Source organism: Micromonospora sp. WMMD964, from assembly GCF_029581455.1.
Taxonomy (GTDB): domain Bacteria; phylum Actinomycetota; class Actinomycetes; order Mycobacteriales; family Micromonosporaceae; genus Micromonospora.
Map to the genome: position 1 here is coordinate 2,686,110 of NZ_CP120860.1, position 21,511 is coordinate 2,707,620.

Below are 21,511 nucleotides of genomic sequence, written 5' to 3' on the forward strand. Positions count from 1 at the left end.
CGCGTCCTCTCGTCTGCGGGCTGAGTGCGGTCTCCAGGTGAGACGCAAGTCCGCAGCCGCGCGCACACCGCTACCCGGGGGAGTGGGACGGCGTGAGGGCGGCTTTCGCCGGGCGGCGGGCGGCTCGCAGCGCGAGTGCCGTGCAAGCCACCGCTGTGGCCAGACACAGGAATACGCCCGGGTTGACATATGCGGGGACCAGTTCGGCTGTGGCGCCGTCGGCATAGCGGCAGACATGCCTCAGTGGCAGCCAGTCGTCGCTCGTCGACGTGGGTGCCCCAGGGTTGGCGGGGCAGTACTCGCTGGCGGCGCGCAGATCGAGGGAGTGACCCGCCCACAGTCCGTGCACGTAGAGAACGACGGCGGCGAACGGTGCAACGATTGCTCCGACGGCCAGTCGGGCGACGATGGTCATCGGCCTTGTCACCCGACCCGGTGCCGGTCTTCGGTACGCACAGTAAGCGTCATCGGGGCACCCCCGGGGGGATGCCCCGATATCGAGGATGTTGAGTCGATCATGGGCCAGGCGTGACCTGGTGTCAGATGCCCGTGCCGGAGCTTTCGGCCTGGGACATCAGCGCTGCCGGGGGCGGGTTCTGCGCCGGGGTGCCGGCGGTCTTGCGGCCCTTGGCGAGCCGGTGCTGGACGTACTGGGCGAGCTTCGACAGCGAGTAGTTCACCACGATGAAGAGCACGGCGATCACGACGTAGACCTGGATCGGGTTGCCCAGCACGCCGATGATCTGCTTGCCGATGTTCAGGGTCTCCTCGTAGCTGATGATGAACCCCAGCGAGGTGTCCTTGAGCACCACGACCAGCTGGCTGATCAGTGCCGGCAGCATGACCCGGAAGGCCTGCGGCAGCAGGATCATCCGGGTGGTCTGGATCGGGGAGAGCCCGATGGCGGCGGCGGCCTCCGCCTGACCGCCGGGCAACCCCTCCATGCCGGAGCGGAGGATCTCGCCGATCACCACCGAGTTGTAGATGGTGAGGCCGATGACCAGGTACCAGAAGTTGTCGAAGTAGAGGCCGAACTCGGGGAAGCCGCGGGCCACGAAGAAGATGGTGATCACCACGGGCAGGCCCCGGAACACCTCGACGCAGACCCGGGTGACCGCCGACAGCACCCTGCTCAGCCCGCGCAGCAGGTATGCCACCGGCGTCGCCGCGCCGGTGAAGCGCCGTTGGATCAGGCTCTTCAGCTGGATCCGAAGCACGGCGAGCAGCGTGCCGATCACCAGCGAGGAGACGATGGCCAGGGCCGCCGCGAGCAGCGTGTTCTTGAAACCGAGGCCGATCCGGTCCCACACCTGGGAGAAGTTCTCGTTGGAGGGGTCGATCAGCGGGCCCCACAGCTCCATCGAGAGCTGGCCCTTCTCGTCCAGGGGCCGGTAGATCAGGAAGTACGCGCCGACGAGCAGGACCACGCCGGCGACGATGCTGCTGATCAGGGTGATCCGCCGCTGCCGCGGCCCGGGAACGTCGTAGAGGACGCTGGTCTGTTGACTCATCGGGCCACCGCCTGTCGCTTCTCGATTCGGTCCAGCAGGGCGCCGAGTGGCACGGTCATGATCAGGTAGCCGATCGAGATGCCGATGGCGACCGGAATGAAGGCGTAGCCCTCAGCCCCGGTGAGCTGATCGGCCGTGGCCGACAGGTCACCGGCGACCCCGAAGAAGCCGGCCAGCGCGGAGTTCTTGATCATTGCGATGATCACCGAGCCGAGCGGGACGATCGAGGCCTGCCAGGACTGGGGCAGCACCACGTAGCGCAGGTTCTGCCCGAAGGTCAGACCCAGCGATCGCGCCGCCTCCGCCTGGCCGGGGGGCACCGCGTTCACTCCGGACCGCAGCGCCTCACAGACGAACGCGGCCGTGTAGAGGACCAGGGCGATCAACGCGAACCGGAAGTACGGCAGGTCGGTGCCGAGCCGGGTGAACAACGAGTCGATGACCGGGATGCGGAGGAAGTCCGCGTTGGAGTCGAGCGCCGGCAGACCGAACGCGGCGAAGAACATCACCACTGTCAACGGCATGTTGCGGAAGACGTTCACATAGCTGGTGCCGACCGCGCGCAGCGGCGGCACCGGCGAGATGCGTAGCACCGCCACGACGGCGCCCAGGATGAGGGCGCCGATCGCGGCGAGTAGGCAGATCTGGAGGGTGAGCCAGAAACCACCCGCAAAGACGTCGAACTTGTCGATGAGCACGTTCACGGGTCGGTGTTCCTCTCACCCTCCAGATCAAAGGATCAGATCAGTAGCGGTTGATGGTCGGCGCCGAGCCCAGTTCCGCGCCGAACTTGCCGGCGGTGTCGTCCCAGGCCTTCTTCCAGCTGCCGTCGGCGACCGCCTTGTCCAGGGTGTCGTTGATGAAGCTGCGGAAGTCGGCGTCCTCCTTCTTCACCCCGATGCCGTACGGCTCCTTGGTGAAGTTGCTGCCGGCCAGCTTGAACGACGCCTCGTCCTTGGCGATGTAGCCGAGCAGGATCACGTTGTCCGTGGTGACGGCGTCGACCTGGCCGCCCTTGAGGGCGTCCCGGCACTTGTCGTACGTGTCGAAGGGCACCACCTGGGTGGCGACGTCCTTGACGTACTTCTTGATCTCCTCGAGCGGCGTCGAGCCGGTGACCGAGCAGACCTTCTTGGTGCCGTCCTTGAACGAGTCCGGGCCGGTGATGGTCGTGTCGTCCTTCTTGACCATGATGTTCTGGCCGGCCTCGTAGTACGGGCCCGCGAAGGCGATGCGCTCCTTGCGCTTGTCGTTGATCGTGTAGGTCGCGGCGACCAGGTCGACCGTGCCGTTGACGATCACGTCCTCACGGACCTTCGAGGGGGCCTCGACCCACTCGATCTTGTCCTCGGGGATGCCGAGCTCCTTGGCGATGATCTTGGCGATCTCGACGTCGAAGCCCTCCGGCTTGCCGGAGAGGCCCTTGAGGCCGAAGCCCGGCTGATCGAACTTGGTGCCGATCTTGATCTTCTGGGCCTTGTTCAGCTTCTCCATCGTGCTGCCGGCGGCGAAGGACTTGCTGCCAGCGCCGGTGCCCTCCCCGCCGTCGTCGCCACCGCAGGCGGTGAGGCCGAGCGCCAGGGCGGCGACCGCGGCGACTGCCGCAACGCGCGTGATACGCATACTCTTCTCCTTCTTCGACGGAGCCCACCGAGGTGCGGCGCGCTCCACTACGGACGCCTAGTGCGTGAGGATCTTGGAGAGGAAGTCTCGGGCCCGCTCGCTGCGCGGGTTCTCGAAGAACTCCGCCGGCGGGGCGTCCTCGACCAGTTGCCCGTCGGCCATGAAGATGACCCGGTTGGCGGCGTGCCGGGCGAAGCCCATCTCGTGCGTGACCACGACCATCGTCATGCCATCGCTGGCCAGCGAGGTCATCACGTCCAGCACCTCGCCGACCATCTCCGGGTCCAGGGCGCTGGTCGGCTCGTCGAAGAGCATCGCCTTGGGTTGCATGGCCAGCGCCCGGGCGATGGCGGCCCGCTGCTGCTGCCCGCCGGAGAGTTGGGCCGGGAACTTGTCCGCCTGGTTGGCGATACCGACCCGGTCGAGGAGCGCCAGGCCGCGCTCGCGGGCGGCGGCCGGCTTCTCCTTGCGGACCTTGATCGGGCCGAGGGTGACGTTCTCCAGGATGGTCTTGTGCGCGAAGAGGTTGAAGGACTGGAAGACCATGCCCACCTCGCTGCGCAGCTTCGCGAGGGGCTTGCCCTCGGCCGGCAGCGGCTGGCCGTCGAACGTGATGGTGCCCGAGTTGATCGGCTCCAGCCGGTTGATCGTGCGGCACAGCGTCGACTTGCCGGAGCCGGACGGGCCGATCACCACGACCACCTCGCCCCGACCCACCGACAGCGAGACGTCGTCCAGCACGTGCAGCGGTCCGAACCACTTGTTGACCGCGTCCAGCACGATGAGCGGTTCGCCCGTCGTCACGTCGTCCACCGTCCCCTGTCGTCTCCCTGATCGGGGGTCGGTCGACCCCCGGTGCGGCCACTGTAGGCGGCCCGATGTGGCGGAATGCAACTCAGCGGGTCACGGAGCGGTAACACCGGCCACGATCGTCGTCGCGGGTCCGATTTCGGTCACCGTCTGGGCGGCGCCGGTAGCGATCGTGGCCGGTTGTCGAGATCATGAGGGAATGACCGAACCGGTACGGCTGACCCAGTACGCCCGCGGCGGTGGCTGCGCCTGCAAGATCCCCCCGGGCGAGTTGGAGATCATGGTGGCCGGTCTCGGCCCGGCGACCGGCACCGCCGAGTTGCTGGTCGGGCTGGACCACGGTGACGACGCGGCGGTGGTACGCCTGGACGAGCGGACCGGCCTGGTCAGCACCGCCGACTTCTTCACTCCGGTGGTCGACGACGCGTACGACTGGGGTCGGATCGCGGCGGCGAACGCGCTCTCCGACGTGTACGCGATGGGCGGCACCCCGTTGGTGGCGCTCAACCTGCTCTGCTGGCCGCGCGACGTGCTGCCGATGGAGTTGGCGGGCGAGGTGCTGCGCGGGGGGCAGGACGTGGCGCGGGAGGCCGGCTGTCACCTGGCGGGTGGGCACAGCGTGGACGACGACGGCCCGAAGTACGGGCTGGCGGTCACCGGCACGGTCCGGCCCGAAGAGATGATCACCCTGGACGCCGGGCGGGCCGGCCTGCCGTTGTCGCTGACGAAGCCGCTCGGGGTGGGTGTGTTGAACACCCGGCACAAGAACACCGGTGAGAGTTTCCCGCAGGCGGTGGCGTCGATGAGCGCGCTCAACCGGGACGCCGCCCGCGCGGCGGTCGCCGCCGGCATCCGCTGCGGGACCGACGTGACCGGGTTCGGGTTGCTCGGGCACGCCTCGAAGCTGGCTCGGGCCAGTCAGCTCACGGTGGCCATCGAGACGGCCCGGGTGCCGTTTCTGGAGGGGGCCCGGGAGGCGCTGCGCGACGGCTACGTGAGCGGCGGCAGCCGGCGCAATCTGGCCTGGGTGACGCCGTGGACCGATTTCGGCTCCGCCGGGGCGGACGACCGGCTGCTGTTGGCCGACGCGCAGACCTCCGGCGGCCTGCTGGTGGCCGGGGAGGTGCCGGGCGCCCCGGTGGTGGGCGAGTTGCTGCCGCGCGGGGAGCACCTGGTCGTCCTGCGCTGACCGACCGACCCGGCGGACGTGGGGACACGCGGCGGCCGGTGGTGCGGCCGGCGCACCGTACCCGATAAACTGTCACCTTCCCGCTACTCCGAGCAATGCCGCTCAGGGAAATTTTGCCCGGAATGGTCACAGACCGGTAACTTGCGCCCGGCTGGGGTCAAATGCCCTCCACCATCGTCAGTAAGGCCCGATCCGGAGGCCGGTGGGGACGAACGCAGCGAGGAGGCGAAATGACCGAGCTGTGGAACTGGAGAATCGACGGGGCTCAGCCCGTCCAGGTCTACCCGGCGCTGGCCGAGGCCATTGGTCGGGTGGTGATGCCGTTGGCGGCAGCCGATCCGGCCCGGCTGCCGGCGTACGCGGTGGTGTGCGACGTCTGGGAGGCGCCAGGCGAGTTCGCGACAGTGATCGACATCTACGGGGTGCCCGAACGGCTCCCCGAGCACGCCAGCATCGCCGCGCTCGCGCGACTGCTGGGCCGCAACTGCCTGTTGCGCGACGACACGCTCGACGCGGGCCGGCACCTGCTCGTGGCCCCGGACGGCACGGTCCGTCCGGTGCACTTCGACGTACGGGACACCGACGACGGTGAGGTGCTCACCCGCAAGCGGCTCTGCACGCTGGGCGACCCGGGATGCCGGGGCTGGTCGCAGTGCCACCGCTCGCGCTGGGCGCCGGACACCATCCTTCCCGCGCTCGCCGCGGCCTGACCTCTCCGGGGTCGGGCCGGGGCGGCGGTCAGTGGGAGGCGGTGGCCGGCCGGTCCGAGGTGCCCGAACCGGTGCCCCGCACCACCAGTTGGTCGAGCAGGGTGCGCGTCGCCTCGGCCACGGCGGCCACCGCCGCGTCGAACGCGGCGGCGTTGTGCGCGGCGGGCGCCCGGAAGCCAGAGATCTTCCGGACGTACTGCAACGCCGCCGCCTCGACATCCGCGTCCGTCACCTGCGGGGTGAACGGTTCACGCAACGTCTTGATGCTCCGGCACATGTGCGCTCCTCCTCTGTCGGCCCGGCGGTCTGCCACCCGTGGTGCCGACGACTGTACCGACGGTGACACTTGGTCGATATTTGTCTATCCTGGTCACGGACCAGAGCCTTTCGAGCCATTGTCGTCGCTCGCGCTCCCAGCGCCCCGGGCCCCCGGAGACTCATTGTGGACCACGCCCCCACCCGCTCATCCTGTCCCGACCTGGAAGACCTCACCCGTAGCCTGCACACCCCGCTGGAACGGATCGCCGTCGAGCACGCCGAGCTGGTCGAGGCGGTGCGCCGTCGGGCCGTCGGCCAGTCCGTGCCGTCCGGCAGTGTGCCCGTCGCCGCCTTCAACTCGTCCATCTGAGCGATGACCTGTCGGTGCGGTGCGTCCGGAACGGATGGACCCTGCCGGCGGGTCAGCCAGTTCGTGCTGAAGGTGCACAGTCGGTGCGACCTCAGCTGCGACCACTGCTACGTCTACCAGCACGCCGACCAGACGTGGCGGGACCGACCGGTGCGGATGTCGCCGGCCACCGTCCGGGCCGCCGCGCGGCGCATCGCCGAGCACGCCCGCGAACACGGGTTACCGGTCGTGCACGTGGTGCTGCACGGGGGTGAGCCGCTGTTGCTGGGCGCCGCCGGGCTGCGTGAGGTGCTGACCGAGCTGCGGTCGGCGATCAGCCCGTGGACGCGGCTCGACCTGCGCATGCAGACCAACGGCGTGCTGCTCGACGAGGAGCTGTGCCGGCTGCTCGTGGAGTACGGCGTCCGGGTCGGCGTGTCGTTCGACGGCGATCGCGCCGCGAACGACCGGCACCGGGTCTTCGCCCACGGCGGCAGCAGCCACGACCACGTCCGACGCGCGCTGGCCCTGCTCCGGCAACCGGCCTTTCGCAGCAGCTACGCCGGCATCCTCTGCACCGTCGACGTCCACAACGACCCCGACCGGGTGTACGAGGCGCTGCTGGCCGAGAGCCCACCGCGGGTCGACCTGCTGCTGCCGCACGCCACCTGGGACAACCCACCGGAACGGCCCGGCCCCAGCGGCACCCCGTACGCGGACTGGCTTCTCCGGATCCACCGGAGGTGGGTGGACGACGGTCGGCCCGGGTCGATCCGGCTGTTCGAGGCGCTGCGGCCGGGTGGCGGGGGCACCGAGGCGTTCGGCCTCGCGCCGGCCGACGTGCTGGTGGTCGAGGCGGACGGCAGTTGGGAGCAGGTCGACTCGTTGAAGACGGCGTACCACGGCGCGGCCGGCACCGGGTTCGACGTGTTCGACCAGTCGGTGGACGAGGCCGCCCGGCACCCCGGGGTCGCCGTCCGTCAGGAGGGCGTGGAGGGGCTCTGCGCGACCTGCCGGGCCTGCCCGGTGGTCGACAGGTGCGGTGGCGGGCTGTACGCCCATCGGTGGCGCACCGGCACCGGCTTCGACAACCCCTCGGTCTACTGCGCCGACCTGCTGCGCCTGATCGACGGCGTGGACGCGTACGCGAAGCCCGCCCACGAGTGGTCCACCGCGTCGCCCGTCGACGAACTGCTGGACGACCTGGCGACCGGGCACGGGTCACCGCGGACCGTCCGGCGGCTCGCCGACGACCAGGTCGCCATCACCCGGATGTTGGTGGCCGCCTGCCGGGAGGTGTCCGGCCCCACCGCCGCCTGGGAGGTGCTCGCCGACCTCGAGGTGACGGCGCCGACGGCGGTCCGAGCGGTCCTGGAGCATCCCTTCGTCCGGCCGTGGTTGGTGCATCGCCTCGACCCGTCGGCCGGGTCCGGTGTCCGCGCGGCTGTCGACCCGCTGCCGGCCCTCGCCGTCGCCGCCGCCGTCCGGGCGGGCGTGCCCGTCACAGTGGATGTTCCGGTGCGACCTGACGTGATCACGGTGCCCACGCTCGGCAGCCTGGTGCTGCCCGGCCTGCGGGGGAGTGCCGAGGTGACCGTCCGACCCGGGGGTTTCCGGGTCCGGTGTGGGTCGGCGGACCGGACGGTGCACCTCGACCGGAGCGAGCCGTCGGCGGGTTGGCGACCGACCCGCGACGTGCCGGTGCCCGCCGGACGGTTGCTCATCGAGGACGACGACCCGTACCGGGACTGCTACGGCCAGCCGGTCGCGCCCGGCCTCACGCCCTCGGCCGCACGGGCGTTGGGCCGTACCCTCGCCGAGGCCTGGCAGATCATGCACCGCGACGTGCCGGCGCACCTGGCGGCGCTCGACGGCGCCCTGCGGGCCGTCGTGCCGCTGTCGCCCGATCCGAGCCGGCCGCTGCGGAGCGCGACCGCCCGGCACGCGTTCGGTGCGGTCGCCGTCACCGTCCACCCGGACGCGGAGACGGTGGCGGTGCTGCTGGTGCACGAATGGCAGCACGCGAAGCTGGGCGCGGTGCTCGACCGGTACGACCTGGTCGTGCCGGGTCAGGGCCCGGTGATCCGGGTGCCCTGGCGTCCTGACCCGCGGCCGCCCGAGGGCGTCCTCCAGGGGGTGTACGCCCACCTGGCCGTCACCCAGGTGTGGCGGGCCCGGGCGGCGGCCGACGGCGGGAGCGCGGCGGAGCACGCCGACCGCTACCTCGCGTGGACCCGTGACGGTGCCGACGCGCTGCTGGCCAGCCGTTCGCTCACCGCCGCCGGTGAGCGGTTCGTCGAGCGGTTGCGTCACGCCCTGGAGGAGACCCGTGTCGGGTCCCGATGAGCGGCCGTGGCCCGTGCTGGGCCGGCTTCGCCTGGCCGACGACCTGCGGGCGCTGGGAGTCCGCCCGGGTGCGTGCCTCGTGGTGCACTGCGGTCTGCGTCGGGTGGGCCCGTTGGAGCACGGCCCGGCGACCCTCGCCGGGGCCCTGCGGGACGTCCTCGGCCCGGCCGGCACGCTGCTGGTGCCCACCCAGACCGACGGCAACTCGACCACCTCCCGAGCGCACCTGGCCGCCGTCGCCGGCATGGATCGGGTGCAACGCGAGCGCTACGAGGCGGCGCTGCCGGGCTGGGACCGGCGAACCACCCCCTCCCAGCGGATGGGCGCGCTCGCCGAGTACGTCCGCTGCGCTCCCGGTGCGGTGCGCAGCGACCATCCGCAGACCTCGTTCGCGGCGCTCGGCCCTCGGGCCCGGCAGCTCACCGACGGCCACGAGCTCACCTGCCACCTGGGGGAACGCTCGCCGGTCGGCAATCTGTACGCCGCCGACGGGCAGATCCTGCTGCTCGGCGCGGGCTACGACTCGTGCAGCGCCCTGCACCTGGCCGAGTACCGGCTGCCGGTGCCGCCGCCCGAGCGTGACTACCACTGCTTCCGGCTGGTCGACGGGCGTCGGGTCCGACTCGACTTCCGCGCGCTCGACCTGGACGACACCGACTTCCCCCAGGTGGGTGCCGCCCTCGACGGCACGCCCTTCGTCCAGCACGGTCGGGTCGGCCGGGCCGAGGCCCGGCTGCTGCCGGCGCGTGCCGCAGTGGACTTCGCGGTGGGCTGGTTCGCGGCGAACCGCTTGGCGGTGCGACGTTGACGCGGGGACTACGCTGATGGTCCGGCCGCGTGGGGAGGGCGGAGGGGCAGCGGTGAGCACAGTGGACGCACCCTCCAGGTCGCGCGCCCCGCTCTTCTTCATCAGCTACTCGCGCGCGCCGATCGGCCGGGCCACCGGCAAACCCGCCGAGTACGTCTCCCGGTTCTTCGAGGACGTCTCCGTCCACGTCAGTGAGCTGGTCGGCCCGGTGACCGGCGTGGACGCCGGCTTCCTGGACACCTCCATCGCCGGTGGTGAACGGTGGAGCCCGGAGCTTCTCCAGGCCGCCGGCACCTGCCAGGTCTTCGTCCCGCTGGTGTCCAGCGCGTTGATCGGCAGCGCGTGGTGTGGTCGCGAGTGGGACGCGTTCTCCCGCCGACGGATCGTCCCGCGGCACAGCTCCGCCTCGCCCCACGAGACGGCGATCGTGCCGGTCACCTGGTCGCCGACGAACGGCACGGCGCTGCCCCGGGTGCTCCGCGACATCCAACGGTTCACCCCGACCGCGATGCCGGATCCCGACATCGCGGCGCACTACCAGCGGGATGGGGTCTACGGCTTGCTGACCATGCAGTGGGAGAACGCGTACCGGGCGGTGGTCTGGCGACTCGCCCAGCGGATCGTGGCCATCCACCGGTCGTACCTGGTGGAGCCCTGGGTGCCGCAGAGCGTGGACGAACTGTGCAACAGGTTCGCCGAGGAGCCGGGATGAGCCCGCCGGCGGACCGCCGTCGACAGGCGTCGCGAGGCACGTACTTCTTCCTCAGCTACGCGCATTCGGCCCCGCCGCCGGGCGCCCGCGCCGACGCCGACGTGTGGGTCGGCCAGTTCTTCGCCGACCTGACCGACGAGGTGCGTCGGCAGGCGCGACCGGTGGCGGGGATGCGGATCGGCTTCTTCGACCAGAACATCCCGCTGGGGGCCGACTGGAAGGCGGCTCTCGCCGAGGCGCTCGGCGACGCCGAGGTCTTCGTCCCGCTCTACTCACCCGGCTACTTCAGTCGTCCCTGGGCGTTGGGGGAGCAGGAGTCCTTCCGGGCCCGGCTGGCCGCCGCCGGGTCGGCCCGGCTCACCGCCGGTCACCTCCTGCCGGTGCTGTGGATCCCGTTCCCCCCGTGGGAGTCCCATCCGGAGTTGGACGGCGCGCTGGACCTGGGTCGCGACGTCCCGGCGTACGCCGAGGACGGTCTGCGCGCCTTCTGCATGCTGGCCCCCTACCGGGAGCAGTACGAGCTTCTGCTGAGTCGCCTGGCCAGCCGGATCGTGCACACCGCCGAGCGGCGGCCGCTGGGTCCGTCCCGCGCGCCGAGCCTCGACGAGGTCGTCCGCCCGGGGACGACCGACCCGGACTTCGTCGTCGCCGTGCTGGCCCCGACCCGGGACCACCTCCCGGCCGACCGCGACCCCGCCGGTTACGCGGCCAGCGGCCGGCTCTGGCGGCCGTACGGGCGTCGCCAGGAGTTGCCCGCCGCCGAGTACGCGGCCAGCACCGCCGAACGACTCGGGCTGTCGGCCCGCACGGCCGACTTCGCGCAGGCCGCCGGGCTGCTCGGTCGGCGGCCTGCCGTGCTGCTGGTCGACCCGTGGATCGCGGCGGTGCCGGACGGAGCCCGAACTCTGGCCGGCATGCTGCGCGGCCTGCGGGAGTGGGTCGTCCCACTGGTGGTCACCGACGACGACGACACCCAGGACGCCGACCGGTGGGCGACCGAGGTGACCCGACTGCTGCACGACGCCGGTCTGCCCCAGGTCAAGCGCGCCTGCACCGTGCCGGAGTTCGTCGACCTGATGCCGGCGCTGGTCACCGAGGCCCGCCGTCAGTTCCTCAAGTACGGCCCGGTGGTCCCCTTCGAACCGCCGCCCGAGCCGGTGCCGAGCCTGCGTGACGGCCTGCCCGCCACCGGTCCGGCCGTCCCCACCGACCCCGCGTCCGGGCCCGATGATGCGGCCCCACTGCGTCCCCACGGAGAAGACCGATGAACAACGATCGCGACGGCCAGGTCGTCACCTTCTACTCGTTCAAGGGTGGGACGGGCCGGACGATGGCGCTGGCCAACGTGGCCTGGATCCTCGCGGCCAGCGGTCGGCGGGTGCTGGTCGCCGACTGGGACCTCGAATCGCCCGGCCTGCACCGCTTCTTCCACCCGTTCCTCGACGCCGAGGCGATCCAGGGCACCAGCGGTGTGATCGACATGATCCGCGACTACGAGTGGGAGACCACCCGGGTCGACGACCGACCGGACCGCTGGATGGAGCAGTACGCCCGGGTCGGCCGACACGCGTTCTCGCTTCGCTGGAACTTCCCGAACGGCGGTGGCCTCGACTTCCTCTCCGCGGGCCGGCAGAACAGCGACTACGCCGTCTCGGTCAGCGGGCTGGACTGGGACAACTTCTACAACCGGTTGGGCGGCGCGCAGTTCTTCGAGGCGCTGCGTGCGGACATGAAGCGCCAGTACGACTTCACCCTGATCGACAGCCGGACGGGGCTGAGCGACGTCGCCGACATCTGCACCCTGCACCTGCCGGACACCCTGGTCGACTGCTTCACGCTCAGCGACCAGGGCATCGAGGGCGCGGCCCGGGTGGCGCACTCGGTACGGGACCGGTACCGGCGGCGCGACATCCGGGTCCTGCCCGTCCCGATGCGGGTCGACCAGGCCGAGAAGGAGCGGGCCGAGGCGGGGCGTCTGCTGGCCATGCGCCGGTTCGCCGGGTTGCCGGCCGGCATGACCGAGGCCGAACGGCGGCGCTACTGGGCCGCCGTCGAGGTCCCGTACCGGCCGTTCTACGCGTACGAGGAGACCCTCGCCACGTTCGGCGACCCGCCCGGCTCGCCGACGTCGCTGCTGGCCGCGTTCGAGACGTTGACCGGGATCCTCACCGACGGCGCGGTGACCGCGCTGCCGGTGATGGACGAGTCGGTGCGGGAGCGCGGCAAGGCCCGCTTCCGCCGACGCACCGAGGCGATCGACGACCAGATCGTGCTCCGCTGCGCGCCGGAGGACGCCATCTGGGCCGAGTGGCTGGAACGGGTGCTCAGCTCGGCGGGGCTACGGGTGGTCGATCCGGCGGCCGCCGTCGGCTCCGCCGGTACGCCGGCACCGCGCACGCTGACCGTGGTCTCACCGGCCTATGTGGCGACGCCGTCCGGCGGTCTGCCCGCTCGCGACACGAGCACCGGCTCCACGGCTCTCGCCGTGTACGTCGCCGACCTGCGTCCGCTGGCGGAGTTCCCCTCGCAGAGTTCCACCAACCTGGTCAACGTGAGCGCGGCGACCGCCGTGGAGCGGGTGTTGCGGCTGGTCGGTCGGCCGGTGCCGTCGTCGGCGGACGGCCCGGCGGGCGGCAGCACCCGGTTCCCCGGCGCCGAACCGTTGATCTTCAACGCGCCGAACCGGAACGCCCGGTTCACCGGCCGGGAGGACGACCTGGCCCGGTTGCGCGCGCAACTGCAGAGCGGGGGCAGCGCGGTGGTGCTGCCGGTCGCCCTGCAGGGCATGGGCGGCGTCGGTAAGACACAGGTGGCCCTGGAGTACGTGCACCGGTTCAAGGCCGCGTACGACGTGGTGTGGTGGATCGTGGCGGACCCGCCGCAGTTCGTCGACACCGCCCTGGCCGACCTCGCCGGTCGCCTCGGCATCCTCGCCGGGCCCACCCTGCCGGACACGGTCCGGTCCGTGCTGCAGGTGCTCGGCCGGGGCGAGCCGTACGAGCGGTGGCTCGTCGTGCTCGACAACGCCGAGGAGCTCGACCAGATCGAGCCATTCCTGCCGCAGGGCCCCGGGCACGTCCTGTTGACCTCCCGCAACCGCGCCTGGGGGGACCGGGCGAACCCGATCCAGGTGGACGTCTTCGACCGCACCGAGAGCGTCGCGCACCTCGCCCAGCGGGTGCCCACGATCAGCGCCGAGGAGGCCGACCGGGTGGCCGAGGCGCTCGGCGACCTGCCGATCGCGGTGGCCGCCGCGGGCGCCTGGCTCGCCGACACCGGCACGTCGGTCGGCGACTACCTGCGGCAGATCGAGCGGCACGGCCCGAGCGCCCTCTCCGTCGAGGCCACCTGGGACCTGTCGCTGAACCGGCTGCTCGAACAGGCACCGGCCGCGTACCGGCTGTTGCAGCTCTGCTCGGTGCTGGCCCCGGAGATCTCGCTCGAGCTCATCTACAGCGACGAGATGGCGGCGGCCCTCGTGCCGTTCGACCCGTCGGTGTCGGAGCGGCTGGTGCGCGGTGCGCTGGTCCAGCAGATCAACCGGTTGGCGCTGCTCAAACTCGACGTGCAGGGCGGCCGGGTCCAGGTGCACCGGTTGTTGCAGGCGGTGGTCCGCGACCGGATGACCGAGGACGAGATCGCCGCCGCCCGACACCAGGTACACCTGGTGCTGGCCGCGTCCCGGCCCCGTGGCGACGTGGACGACCCGAGCACCTGGGCCCGGTTGCGCATGCTCTGGCCCCACCTGGAGGTCTCCGAGGCGCTGACCTGCCCGGACGAGTCGGTGTGCCAACTGCTGATCGACCGGGTTCGGTATCTGTGGCAGCGCGGTGGTCTGGACCAGGCCGACGTGTTCAGCCAGGAGGTCGACGACACCTGGACGGCGCGGCTCGCCGACACGCCGGACGAGACCGAGGCGTCGGCGTTGGGCCGGCAGTTGCTGCACCTGAGGTTCAACCGGGCGAACATCCTGCGCAGCCTGGGCCGGTTCGAAGAGGCCCGGGACCTGGACGAGGCGGTGCTGGCCGAGCAACGCCGGTTGCTGGGCCCGATGCACCCGCACAGTCTGATGACCGCCGGCAGCCTCGGCGGTGACCTGCGCGCGCTCGGCCGCTACGCCGAGGCGCTGGAACGGGACCGGTCCACCTACGCCTCCTGGCTCCAGGTGTTCGGCGAGGACCACCCCCGGACGTTGAGCGCCGCCAACAACCTCGCCGTCTCGTACCGGCTGGTCGGCGACTACCGGGCCGCCCGGCGGTGGGACGACGAGGTGCACCAACGGCGGCGACTGGTGCTCGGCCCCACCCACCCGTACACCCTCGTCTCCGCCGTGCGGCTGGGGAGCGACCTGCGGGAGGCCGGCGAGTACGAGAGGTCGGCGACCCTGCTGCGCACCGTCTACGAGACGTACTGCGAGGTGCTCGGGCCGGACGACGGCCAGAGTCTCGCCGCGCAGGTCAACCTGGCGGTGTCACTGCGCAGCGCGGGCCGGGGAGCGGAGGCCGCGCCGATGTTCGAGACGGCCTACCGGGAACTCGACGAACGGTTCGGCCCGGACAACCCGGACACGGTGGCGTGCCGGTCGAGTCGCGCGGCGAACCTGCTGGCCGTCGGCGACGGCGCCCGGGCGCTCACCGAGATGACCGCGGTCCGGCAGTCGTACGAGGAGCAACTGCACCTCGGTGCCGAACACCCGCACACCCTTGCCACGCTGAGCAACATCTCCGCCGCCGAGCGCTCGGTCGGGCGCAGGTCGGACGCGCGCGCGTCGGCCGCCCGGGCGTCCGGTGAGCTGCGCAAGGTGCTCGGCCCCGATCACCCGCACACCCTGGCGGCGGAGGTGAACCACGCCGTCTGCCTCGCCGAGGAGGGGGAGTGGGAGTCGGCCCGGGACCGCCTGCGGGAGACCGCCGGTCGTCTGGCCGCGGTGATCGGCGCGGAGCACCCGGACACGCTGCGGTGTCTCGGTGATCTCGCCCTGGTGTCGAGGCGGGTCGGTGGCGAGGCGGCGGGCGAGGACGTCGGCGACGTGGCGGACCGGCTGGCCGAGGTGATCGGCCCGGAGCATCCGACCGTGCAGACCCTGCGCGAGCGGCGGTTCGTGGTCCGGGTGATCGACCCGCACACGATCTGACCGAGCCGGTCCGGCTGACCGGGCTGGTCCGGCTGACCGGGCTGGTCCGACGGGCGGGGCGGGTTGCGCATCCGGCCCGGCCCGCCGTCCTGCCTGCCGGTCTGTGCCGTGCCGGTCAGAGCCGGGGGCTGGTCGCCAGGTCGGGCCGGGCGAGCCAGCTCAGGGTCTGCGGCAGGATCTCCACCGCACCGAAGTGCGCGGCGCCGGGCTGCACCTGGACCTCGGCGCGGGAGATCCGCGAGGCGAGCCAGTGGGAGTGCTCCACCGGGGAGAAACGGTCCTGCTCGCCGTGCCAGAGCCGGACCTCCGCCTGGATGGCGCCCAGGTCGAACCCCCAGCCGCGTCGGATCGCCAACACGTCGTCGATCCAGCCCTCGGGGCCGTGCCGCAGCGCCTCGGAGTACATGTCGGTGAGGAGCCGGCGGATCGCGATGTCGTCGACCACCCGGATGTCCTCCTCCGGCAACTGGGGGCGGAGGAACTCCAGCAGCGTCATCGGGTCCCGCCGGGCCTCGTCGGCGCGCACCTTCAGGTTGAGGGTCAGCTCGGCCAGGTCCTCGTCGGCCTGCCCGTAGTCCTCGATGTTCGATTCCGCCATGCCCGCGTACCAGTCCAGGTCGGGTGCGCCGGCCGGGGCGAGCCCCACCAGCACGGCGGCCCGGGTGACCCGGTCGGGCAGCAGCGCCGCGCAGGCCAGGGCGTGCGGGCCGCCACCGGACCGACCCACCACCGCGAACCGTTCGATGCCGAGGTGGTCGGCGATCGCCGCCACGTCGGCCGCCGCGTCGGCCACCCGCCGACCCTCGTGCCGGTCGGAGTCGCCGTAACCGGGCCGGTCGTAGCAGACGAGGTGTACGCCGAGGCGGTAGACGACGATGCCCCGTGGCCGGGGGCCGCTGCGACTGCCCGGGGTGCCGTGCAGCAGGAAGACCGCGGGCCCGTCCGGTGAGCCGGAGGTCTCCACCGCGAGGTGCCGCCCGTCCGGGGTGGTGACGGTGCGCTGTGCCGCATCTTGTCGCGTCACGGTTGGCCTCCCGCGGGTCGTCATGTGCTCCCCCGTGAACGGAGCCGCGCATCGTCGGCGCCGAGTGCAAAGCCCCCGAAATCGCCCAGAACACATTCTTGTTGTGCAGCGTACTGCCCGTCGTGGATGCCCGCCATTGGCCACCGGGTCAATGCCGGTGGGTGGGGGCCACCGAACGGGCCGCTACCCTGGTAGCCCGAGGGGAAGGGGCACCAAGAGGGTGGCTAGGACCTACAACGTCGTGACGTACGGCTGCCAGATGAACGTGCACGATTCCGAGCGCATCTCCGGGCTGCTCGAACAGGCCGGCTACGTGCGCGCGCTGCCCGCCGACGACACCCCGGACATCGTCGTCTTCAACACCTGCGCGGTGCGGGAGAACGCGGACAACCGGCTCTACGGCAACCTCGGTCGCCTGCGCCCGGTGAAGGACAAGCACCCCGGGATGCAGATCGCGGTCGGCGGCTGCCTGGCCCAGAAGGACCGGGGTGACATCGTCCGCAAGGCGCCCTGGGTCGACGTGGTGTTCGGCACCCACAACATCGGCGCGCTGCCGGTGCTGCTGGAGCGGGCCCGGCACAACGCCGCCGCCGAGGTGGAGATCCTGGAGTCCCTCGACGTCTTCCCCTCCACGCTGCCCACCCGCCGCGAGTCCACGTACGCCGGTTGGGTGTCGATCTCGGTGGGGTGCAACAACACCTGCACCTTCTGCATCGTGCCGGCGCTGCGCGGCAAGGAGAAGGACCGACGGCCCGGCGACATCCTCTCCGAGGTACGCGCCCTGGTCGACGAGGGTGTGCTGGAGGTGACGCTGCTCGGGCAGAACGTCAACTCCTACGGCGTCGAGTTCGGCGACCGGTACGCGTTCGGCAAGTTGCTGCGCGCCTGTGGCGACATCGACGGGTTGGAGCGGGTCCGGTTCACCAGCCCGCACCCGAAGGACTTCACCGACGACGTGATCGCCGCGATGGCCGAGACGCCCAACGTCTGCCACTCGCTGCACATGCCGTTGCAGTCCGGCTCCGACGACGTGCTGAAGGCGATGCGCCGGTCCTACCGCTCCGAGCGCTACCTCGGGATCATCGAGAAGGTCCGGGCGGCGATGCCGGACGCGGCGATCACCACCGACATCATCGTCGGCTTCCCCGGCGAGACCGAGGCCGACTTCCAGCGCACCCTGGACGTGGTCCGCGAGGCGCGGTTCTCCTCGGCCTTCACCTTCCAGTACTCGAAGCGGCCCGGCACCCCGGCCGCGACGATGGACGACCAACTGCCCAAGCAGGTCGTGCAGGAACGCTACGAGCGGCTGGTCGCGACCGTCGAGGACATCACCTGGGCGGAGAACAAGCGCCTGGTGGGCGAGACCGTCGAGGTGCTGGTCGCCGTCGGAGAGGGCCGCAAGGACGAGCGCACCGGCCGGATGTCCGGCCGGGCCCGCGACGGTCGGCTGGTGCACTTCGCGACCGAGGGCCCCGGCGGGGAGTCGCTCGCCGAGCGGATCCGCCCGGGCGACATCGTGCACACCACCATCACGTACGCGGCACCGCACCATCTCAACGCCGACGGGGCGCTGGTGGCACATCGGCGTACCCGGGCCGGCGACGCGGCCGAGGCGGGGCGCGCTCCGCGTACCCCCGGGGTGTTGTTGGGGTTGCCGACGATCGGCGCACCGCCGGTCGTGCCCGCGCCCACGGCGGGCTGCGCCGCGCACTGACGGGACGGAAGGGCCCCTCGTCGAGGGGCCCTTCCGCGGTCAGATGGTGATCTTGCCGGCGCCCGCGCCCGCCGTCACGATGGACTTGACGTTGCTCGCGGTGTCCAGCTGGTAGGAGTACGGGATGCTTGCCACGCTGCCACCGGCCTGGCCGGTGGGCGAGTTGACGAAGTGGTTGTTGCGGGCGACCAGGCCGCCGGGCCCGGAGTCGCCCTCACCACGGTGGTACGGGTCGTCGACGTTCTCGAAGTAGTTGCCCTCGACGAGCACACCGGCGTTCTCGGTGGACGCCACGCCGTAGCCACCGTTGGCCCGGTAGTAGTTGTTGTAGACGTGCACCGGGTTGCCGAAGCGCACCCGGGGGTTGCGCTGGTTGCTGCCGTCGAAGTAGTTGTGGTGGTAGCTCACCCGCAGGTGACCGACGTCCTGGCCGGCGTTGTCGTCGCTGTGGCCGAGCAGCATGGTCTTGTCGTGGCTGAAGACCCGGTTCCACGAGACGGTGACGAAGTCCGAGCCGCGTTTGATGTCGACCGCGCCGTCGTACCCGTTGCTGAACGTGTTGTGGTCGATCCAGATGTTGGTGGCCGACTCCTGCACGTTGATCGCGTCGTCGTCCCAGTTGCGGAAGGTCAGGTTGCGGATGATCACGTTGCGGTCGCCGTTGATGTTGAGACCGCAGCCGACGATCGTCGCACCGTAGTTGCCGATGATGGTCTTGTTGGACCTGACCCGCAGCATGCCCGAGCAGGTGATGGTGCCGGTCACCCGGATCACCGCGGCCCCTGTCGCGTTCAGTGCGCTGGTCAGGCCGGAGGCGTTGCTGACGGTGGTGGTGCCGGCGTTGCCGCCGCCGGTGGTGCCGCCGTTCTGGGTGGCCCAGCCGACCAGGTTCGACGGCTGCGGGGTGGTCGGCGGCGGGGTGCTCGACGGTGGCGGGGTGGTCGGCGGCGGGGTCGTCGGGGTGGTGCTGCCGGTGCAGGCGACGTCGTTCAGGGTGAAGCTGGTCGGGGCGGGGTTGCTGGAGTTGTTCCAGCTCGCGTTGAAGCCGAAAGAGGCGGTGCCGTTGGTGGCCAGGTTGCCGTTGTAGTCGACGTTCGTCGCGGAGACCTGGCTGCCGCTCTGCGAGATTGTCGCGCCCCACGCCTGGCTGGTCTGCTGACCGGCCCCGTACGACCACCGCAGCGTCCATCCGGAGACCGGGTCGCCCAGGTTGGTGACCGTGACGTTGCCGGTGAAGCCGCCCGGCCACTGGCTGGCGACCGAGTAGGCCACCTGGCAGCCGGCGGCCGCCTGGGCGGAGACCGAGGTCAGCAGACCTGCGGTGACCAGGGTCGCGGTGGCTGCCGCGGTGGTGGCGATCAGCGTCGTTCGACGCCGTCCTGTGCGCATGCTGCTCCCTTTCGATGAGGCGGACGGACCGTCGCGTCGCCCATGCCCGTGGGCGGCGAGGTCGGCCGGGACCAGTGGTCCTCGGGCCCGCCGGTGCAGGTTCGTGAAGGAAAGCGGCTCCCGCGCTTACGCCCGCCGACAGTGAGGCAAGCGCTTTCCTGATGAAAGCATAGAAGGGCATGCATGTAAATGGTCAGGGCGGCATCGCGCACCGGCCGTCCCGACGGCTCAGCCGCTCGCCCCGCCGAGCTTCACCGTGCCCGGGCGCACCGGCTCGCCACGCTGCACAGCGCCCACCCCATGATCGCGCTCGATCCTGGATGTAGTGGCGTGGCGTGCGACGGAGACCACTACGTCAAGGATCGAGTGCGACCTTGACTGACGCCGACGCCTGAACCCCTCCCGACCGTTCCAGCGCGCTCGTCGCCGCCAAGATCCGCGCAACATCAGGGATGTTGCTGCCTCCCGCGCGTCGGAGGCAGCAACATCCGGGAAGTTGCGCGGATCTTGGAGCGTGGCGGCGGCGCGGCGTGGCGGCGGCGTGGCGTGGCGGCGGCGTGGCGTGGCGGCGGAGCGGCGTGGCACGGGAAGGCTCGGGGCGGCGTTGGGCGATGTGAAACGGGGCGCACGCGCCTGGATACGCGGGAGCCCCCGGGTCCCCGGAACGGGGGCCGGGGGCTCCGGACGAGGTCAGCTCACCCGGCCTGCTCGGCGAGCTGGAGGAACTGCCGCTTGGAGGCGAGCGCCTGCTCGGCTTCCTTGATCCGGCGGGCGTCCCCGGCGCTCTGCGCCCGGGCCAGCCGGTCCTCGGCTTCCGCCACCTGTGCCCGCATCTGGGCGAGCAGCGGGTTGTCTTCCTTGGTGGTGCGACGCCACGCCGAGTCCATCACGTCACGGACCTTGTCGTCGATGGCGCGCAGTCGGCGCTCCAGCCCGGCTGCCGCCTCGCGCGGGACCCGGCCGGCCTCGTGCCACTGTGCCTGGATCTCCCGCAGCTTGGCCTGGGCGCCCTTCGGGTCGGCGTCGATGTCCAACGCCTCGGCCTCGGCGAGGAGGGCCTGCTTGCGCTCCAGGTTGCCGCGCTGCTCGTTGTCCCGGGCGGAGAAGACCTCACTGCGGCGGCTGAAGAAGGCGTCCTGCGCACCCCGGAACCGTTCCCAGAGCTTCTGCTCGGCCTCCTTGGAGGCGCGCGGCGCGGCCTTCCACTGGGTCATCAGGTCCTTGAGCTGGTTGGCGGTGGCGGCCCAGTCGGTGGAGTCCTGAAGCTTCTCCGCCTGGGCGACCAACTCCTCCTTGGCGGTCTGCGCCTGCTTGCGCTGCGAGTCCAGGGAGGCGAAGTGGGCGCCCCGGCGTCGGGTGAAGCCGTCCCGGGCGGCGGCGAACCGCTTCCACAGCTCACCGTCGGCCTTCTTGTCGACCCCACGGATGGTCTTCCACTCGTCGAGGATCTCCTTGAGCCGGTCCCCGGCGGTCTTCCAACCGGTGGACTCGGCGGCCAGCTTCTCGGCCTCCTCGACCAATGCCGTCTTGCGGGCCAGGGCCTCGCCGCGTGCGGCGTCCCGGGCGGCGCGCGCCTCGCCGGCCTTCTCCTCGGCGAAGGTCGCCAGCTTGTCCAGACGCGCGGTCAGGGCGTCGATGTCGCCGACCACGTTGGCCTCGGGCAGCGTGGTGCGGATCCGCCGGATCGTGCTCAACGAGTGCCCGGCATCCGCCGCACCCGACTTGAGCCGTGCTTCCGTCAGGTCCACCTCGGTGACCAGATCGGCGAAGCGGCGCGCGAAGTGTGCCAGACCTTCCTCCGGCGCACCCGCCTGCCAGGATCCGACCACCCGCTCGCCCTCGGTGGTCTTGACGTACACGGTGCCGTCCGCGTCCACCCGTCCGAAGGCAGTCCAGTCGCTCATGTGCCCATCCTCGTTCTCCCGGCGTCGAGG

At 71.4% G+C, this 21,511-nt stretch carries 17 protein-coding genes; 9 read left to right on the plus strand and 8 right to left on the minus strand.

Annotated elements, in window-relative coordinates:
• Positions 1-539 precede the first annotated feature (539 nt).
• The 4 genes from O7616_RS12515 to O7616_RS12530 are packed head-to-tail and all read right to left on the minus strand — an operon-like array spanning position 540 to position 3,947.
• On the minus strand, positions 540-1,511 hold the full coding sequence (locus tag O7616_RS12515; RefSeq protein WP_282306944.1) for an amino acid ABC transporter permease: 972 nt from the start codon (positions 1,509-1,511) through the stop codon (positions 540-542).
• A complete protein-coding gene (locus O7616_RS12520) occupies positions 1,508-2,215 on the minus strand; it encodes an amino acid ABC transporter permease (protein WP_282306945.1) in 708 nt (235 codons plus the stop codon). Before O7616_RS12520 ends, O7616_RS12515 begins: the two co-directional genes overlap by 4 nt.
• Before the next feature lie 40 nt (positions 2,216-2,255).
• Entirely contained in the window at positions 2,256-3,134 is an 879-nt protein-coding gene (locus tag O7616_RS12525; protein WP_282306946.1) for a glutamate ABC transporter substrate-binding protein, read from the minus strand.
• Between the two features lie 57 nt (positions 3,135-3,191).
• On the minus strand, positions 3,192-3,947 hold the full coding sequence (locus O7616_RS12530; RefSeq protein ID WP_282306947.1) for an amino acid ABC transporter ATP-binding protein: 756 nt from the start codon (positions 3,945-3,947) through the stop codon (positions 3,192-3,194).
• Between the two features lie 196 nt (positions 3,948-4,143).
• Here O7616_RS12530 and selD point away from each other — a divergent pair, with 196 nt between their 5' ends.
• Together selD and O7616_RS12540 are read left to right on the plus strand one after the other, a co-directional pair.
• Positions 4,144-5,133 (plus strand): selenide, water dikinase SelD, encoded by a 990-nt coding sequence (selD, locus tag O7616_RS12535; RefSeq protein ID WP_282306948.1) that lies wholly within the window; start codon positions 4,144-4,146, stop codon positions 5,131-5,133.
• A 230-nt stretch (positions 5,134-5,363) separates the two neighbouring features.
• Positions 5,364-5,843, plus strand: a complete 480-nt coding sequence (locus O7616_RS12540; RefSeq protein ID WP_282306949.1) for a hypothetical protein — start codon at positions 5,364-5,366, stop codon at positions 5,841-5,843.
• A 28-nt stretch (positions 5,844-5,871) separates the two neighbouring features.
• On the opposite strand, the gene O7616_RS12545 is transcribed toward O7616_RS12540, so the two are convergent.
• Positions 5,872-6,120, minus strand: a complete 249-nt coding sequence (locus tag O7616_RS12545; RefSeq protein ID WP_282306950.1) for a DUF2277 family protein — start codon at positions 6,118-6,120, stop codon at positions 5,872-5,874.
• A gap of 165 nt (positions 6,121-6,285) precedes the next feature.
• Between O7616_RS12545 and O7616_RS12550 the strand changes: the two genes are divergently transcribed.
• The 6 genes from O7616_RS12550 to fxsT all read left to right on the plus strand — a co-directional run bounded on the left by O7616_RS12550 (position 6,286) and on the right by fxsT (position 15,450).
• A complete protein-coding gene (locus tag O7616_RS12550) occupies positions 6,286-6,471 on the plus strand; it encodes a hypothetical protein (protein WP_282306951.1) in 186 nt (61 codons plus the stop codon).
• Between the two features lie 63 nt (positions 6,472-6,534).
• A complete protein-coding gene (locus O7616_RS12555; RefSeq protein ID WP_282306952.1) occupies positions 6,535-8,796 on the plus strand; it encodes an FxsB family cyclophane-forming radical SAM/SPASM peptide maturase in 2,262 nt (753 codons plus the stop codon).
• Positions 8,780-9,604, plus strand: a complete 825-nt coding sequence (locus O7616_RS12560) for an AAC(3) family N-acetyltransferase (protein ID WP_282306953.1) — start codon at positions 8,780-8,782, stop codon at positions 9,602-9,604. Before O7616_RS12555 ends, O7616_RS12560 begins: the two co-directional genes overlap by 17 nt.
• A 52-nt stretch (positions 9,605-9,656) precedes the next feature.
• Positions 9,657-10,316, plus strand: a complete 660-nt coding sequence (locus O7616_RS12565; protein WP_282306954.1) for a TIR-like protein FxsC — start codon at positions 9,657-9,659, stop codon at positions 10,314-10,316.
• Positions 10,313-11,584 (plus strand): TIR-like protein FxsC, encoded by a 1,272-nt coding sequence (locus O7616_RS12570; RefSeq protein WP_282306955.1) that lies wholly within the window; start codon positions 10,313-10,315, stop codon positions 11,582-11,584. Before O7616_RS12565 ends, O7616_RS12570 begins: the two co-directional genes overlap by 4 nt.
• Positions 11,581-15,450 carry an FxSxx-COOH system tetratricopeptide repeat protein gene (gene fxsT / locus O7616_RS12575; protein WP_282306956.1) on the plus strand — a complete coding sequence of 1,290 codons (3,870 nt, stop codon included), beginning with the start codon at positions 11,581-11,583 and terminating at the stop codon, positions 15,448-15,450. The genes O7616_RS12570 and fxsT overlap by 4 nt, the downstream gene beginning before the upstream one ends.
• A 115-nt stretch (positions 15,451-15,565) precedes the next feature.
• Here the strand turns inward: fxsT and O7616_RS12580 are convergent, their stop codons facing one another.
• Positions 15,566-16,474, minus strand: coding sequence for an alpha/beta hydrolase (locus tag O7616_RS12580; RefSeq protein WP_282306957.1), 909 nt, complete (start codon positions 16,472-16,474; stop codon positions 15,566-15,568).
• Positions 16,475-16,694: 220 nt separating this feature from the next.
• Between O7616_RS12580 and miaB the strand changes: the two genes are divergently transcribed.
• Positions 16,695-18,188 (plus strand): tRNA (N6-isopentenyl adenosine(37)-C2)-methylthiotransferase MiaB, encoded by a 1,494-nt coding sequence (miaB, locus tag O7616_RS12585; protein ID WP_282306958.1) that lies wholly within the window; start codon positions 16,695-16,697, stop codon positions 18,186-18,188.
• A 39-nt stretch (positions 18,189-18,227) separates the two neighbouring features.
• Here the strand turns inward: miaB and O7616_RS12590 are convergent, their stop codons facing one another.
• Both O7616_RS12590 and O7616_RS12595 read right to left on the minus strand, forming a co-directional pair.
• On the minus strand, positions 18,228-19,577 hold the full coding sequence (locus O7616_RS12590) for a cellulose binding domain-containing protein (RefSeq protein ID WP_282306959.1): 1,350 nt from the start codon (positions 19,575-19,577) through the stop codon (positions 18,228-18,230).
• A 695-nt stretch (positions 19,578-20,272) separates the two neighbouring features.
• Positions 20,273-21,481, minus strand: coding sequence for a DUF349 domain-containing protein (locus O7616_RS12595; RefSeq protein WP_282306960.1), 1,209 nt, complete (start codon positions 21,479-21,481; stop codon positions 20,273-20,275).
• Between the last annotated feature and the right edge of the window lie 30 nt (positions 21,482-21,511).

Coding starts and splice junctions, on each gene's coding strand:
- O7616_RS12545 (WP_282306950.1), bottom strand. CDS start 6,120: ATGTGCCGGAGCATCAAGACGTTGCGTGAACCGTTCACCCCGCAGGTG.
- O7616_RS12595 (WP_282306960.1), bottom strand. CDS start 21,481: ATGAGCGACTGGACTGCCTTCGGACGGGTGGACGCGGACGGCACCGTG.
- fxsT (WP_282306956.1), top strand. CDS start 11,581: ATGAACAACGATCGCGACGGCCAGGTCGTCACCTTCTACTCGTTCAAG.
- O7616_RS12540 (WP_282306949.1), top strand. CDS start 5,364: ATGACCGAGCTGTGGAACTGGAGAATCGACGGGGCTCAGCCCGTCCAG.
- O7616_RS12525 (WP_282306946.1), bottom strand. CDS start 3,134: ATGCGTATCACGCGCGTTGCGGCAGTCGCCGCGGTCGCCGCCCTGGCG.
- selD (WP_282306948.1), top strand. CDS start 4,144: ATGACCGAACCGGTACGGCTGACCCAGTACGCCCGCGGCGGTGGCTGC.
- O7616_RS12590 (WP_282306959.1), bottom strand. CDS start 19,577: ATGCGCACAGGACGGCGTCGAACGACGCTGATCGCCACCACCGCGGCA.
- O7616_RS12515 (WP_282306944.1), bottom strand. CDS start 1,511: ATGAGTCAACAGACCAGCGTCCTCTACGACGTTCCCGGGCCGCGGCAG.
- O7616_RS12570 (WP_282306955.1), top strand. CDS start 10,313: ATGAGCCCGCCGGCGGACCGCCGTCGACAGGCGTCGCGAGGCACGTAC.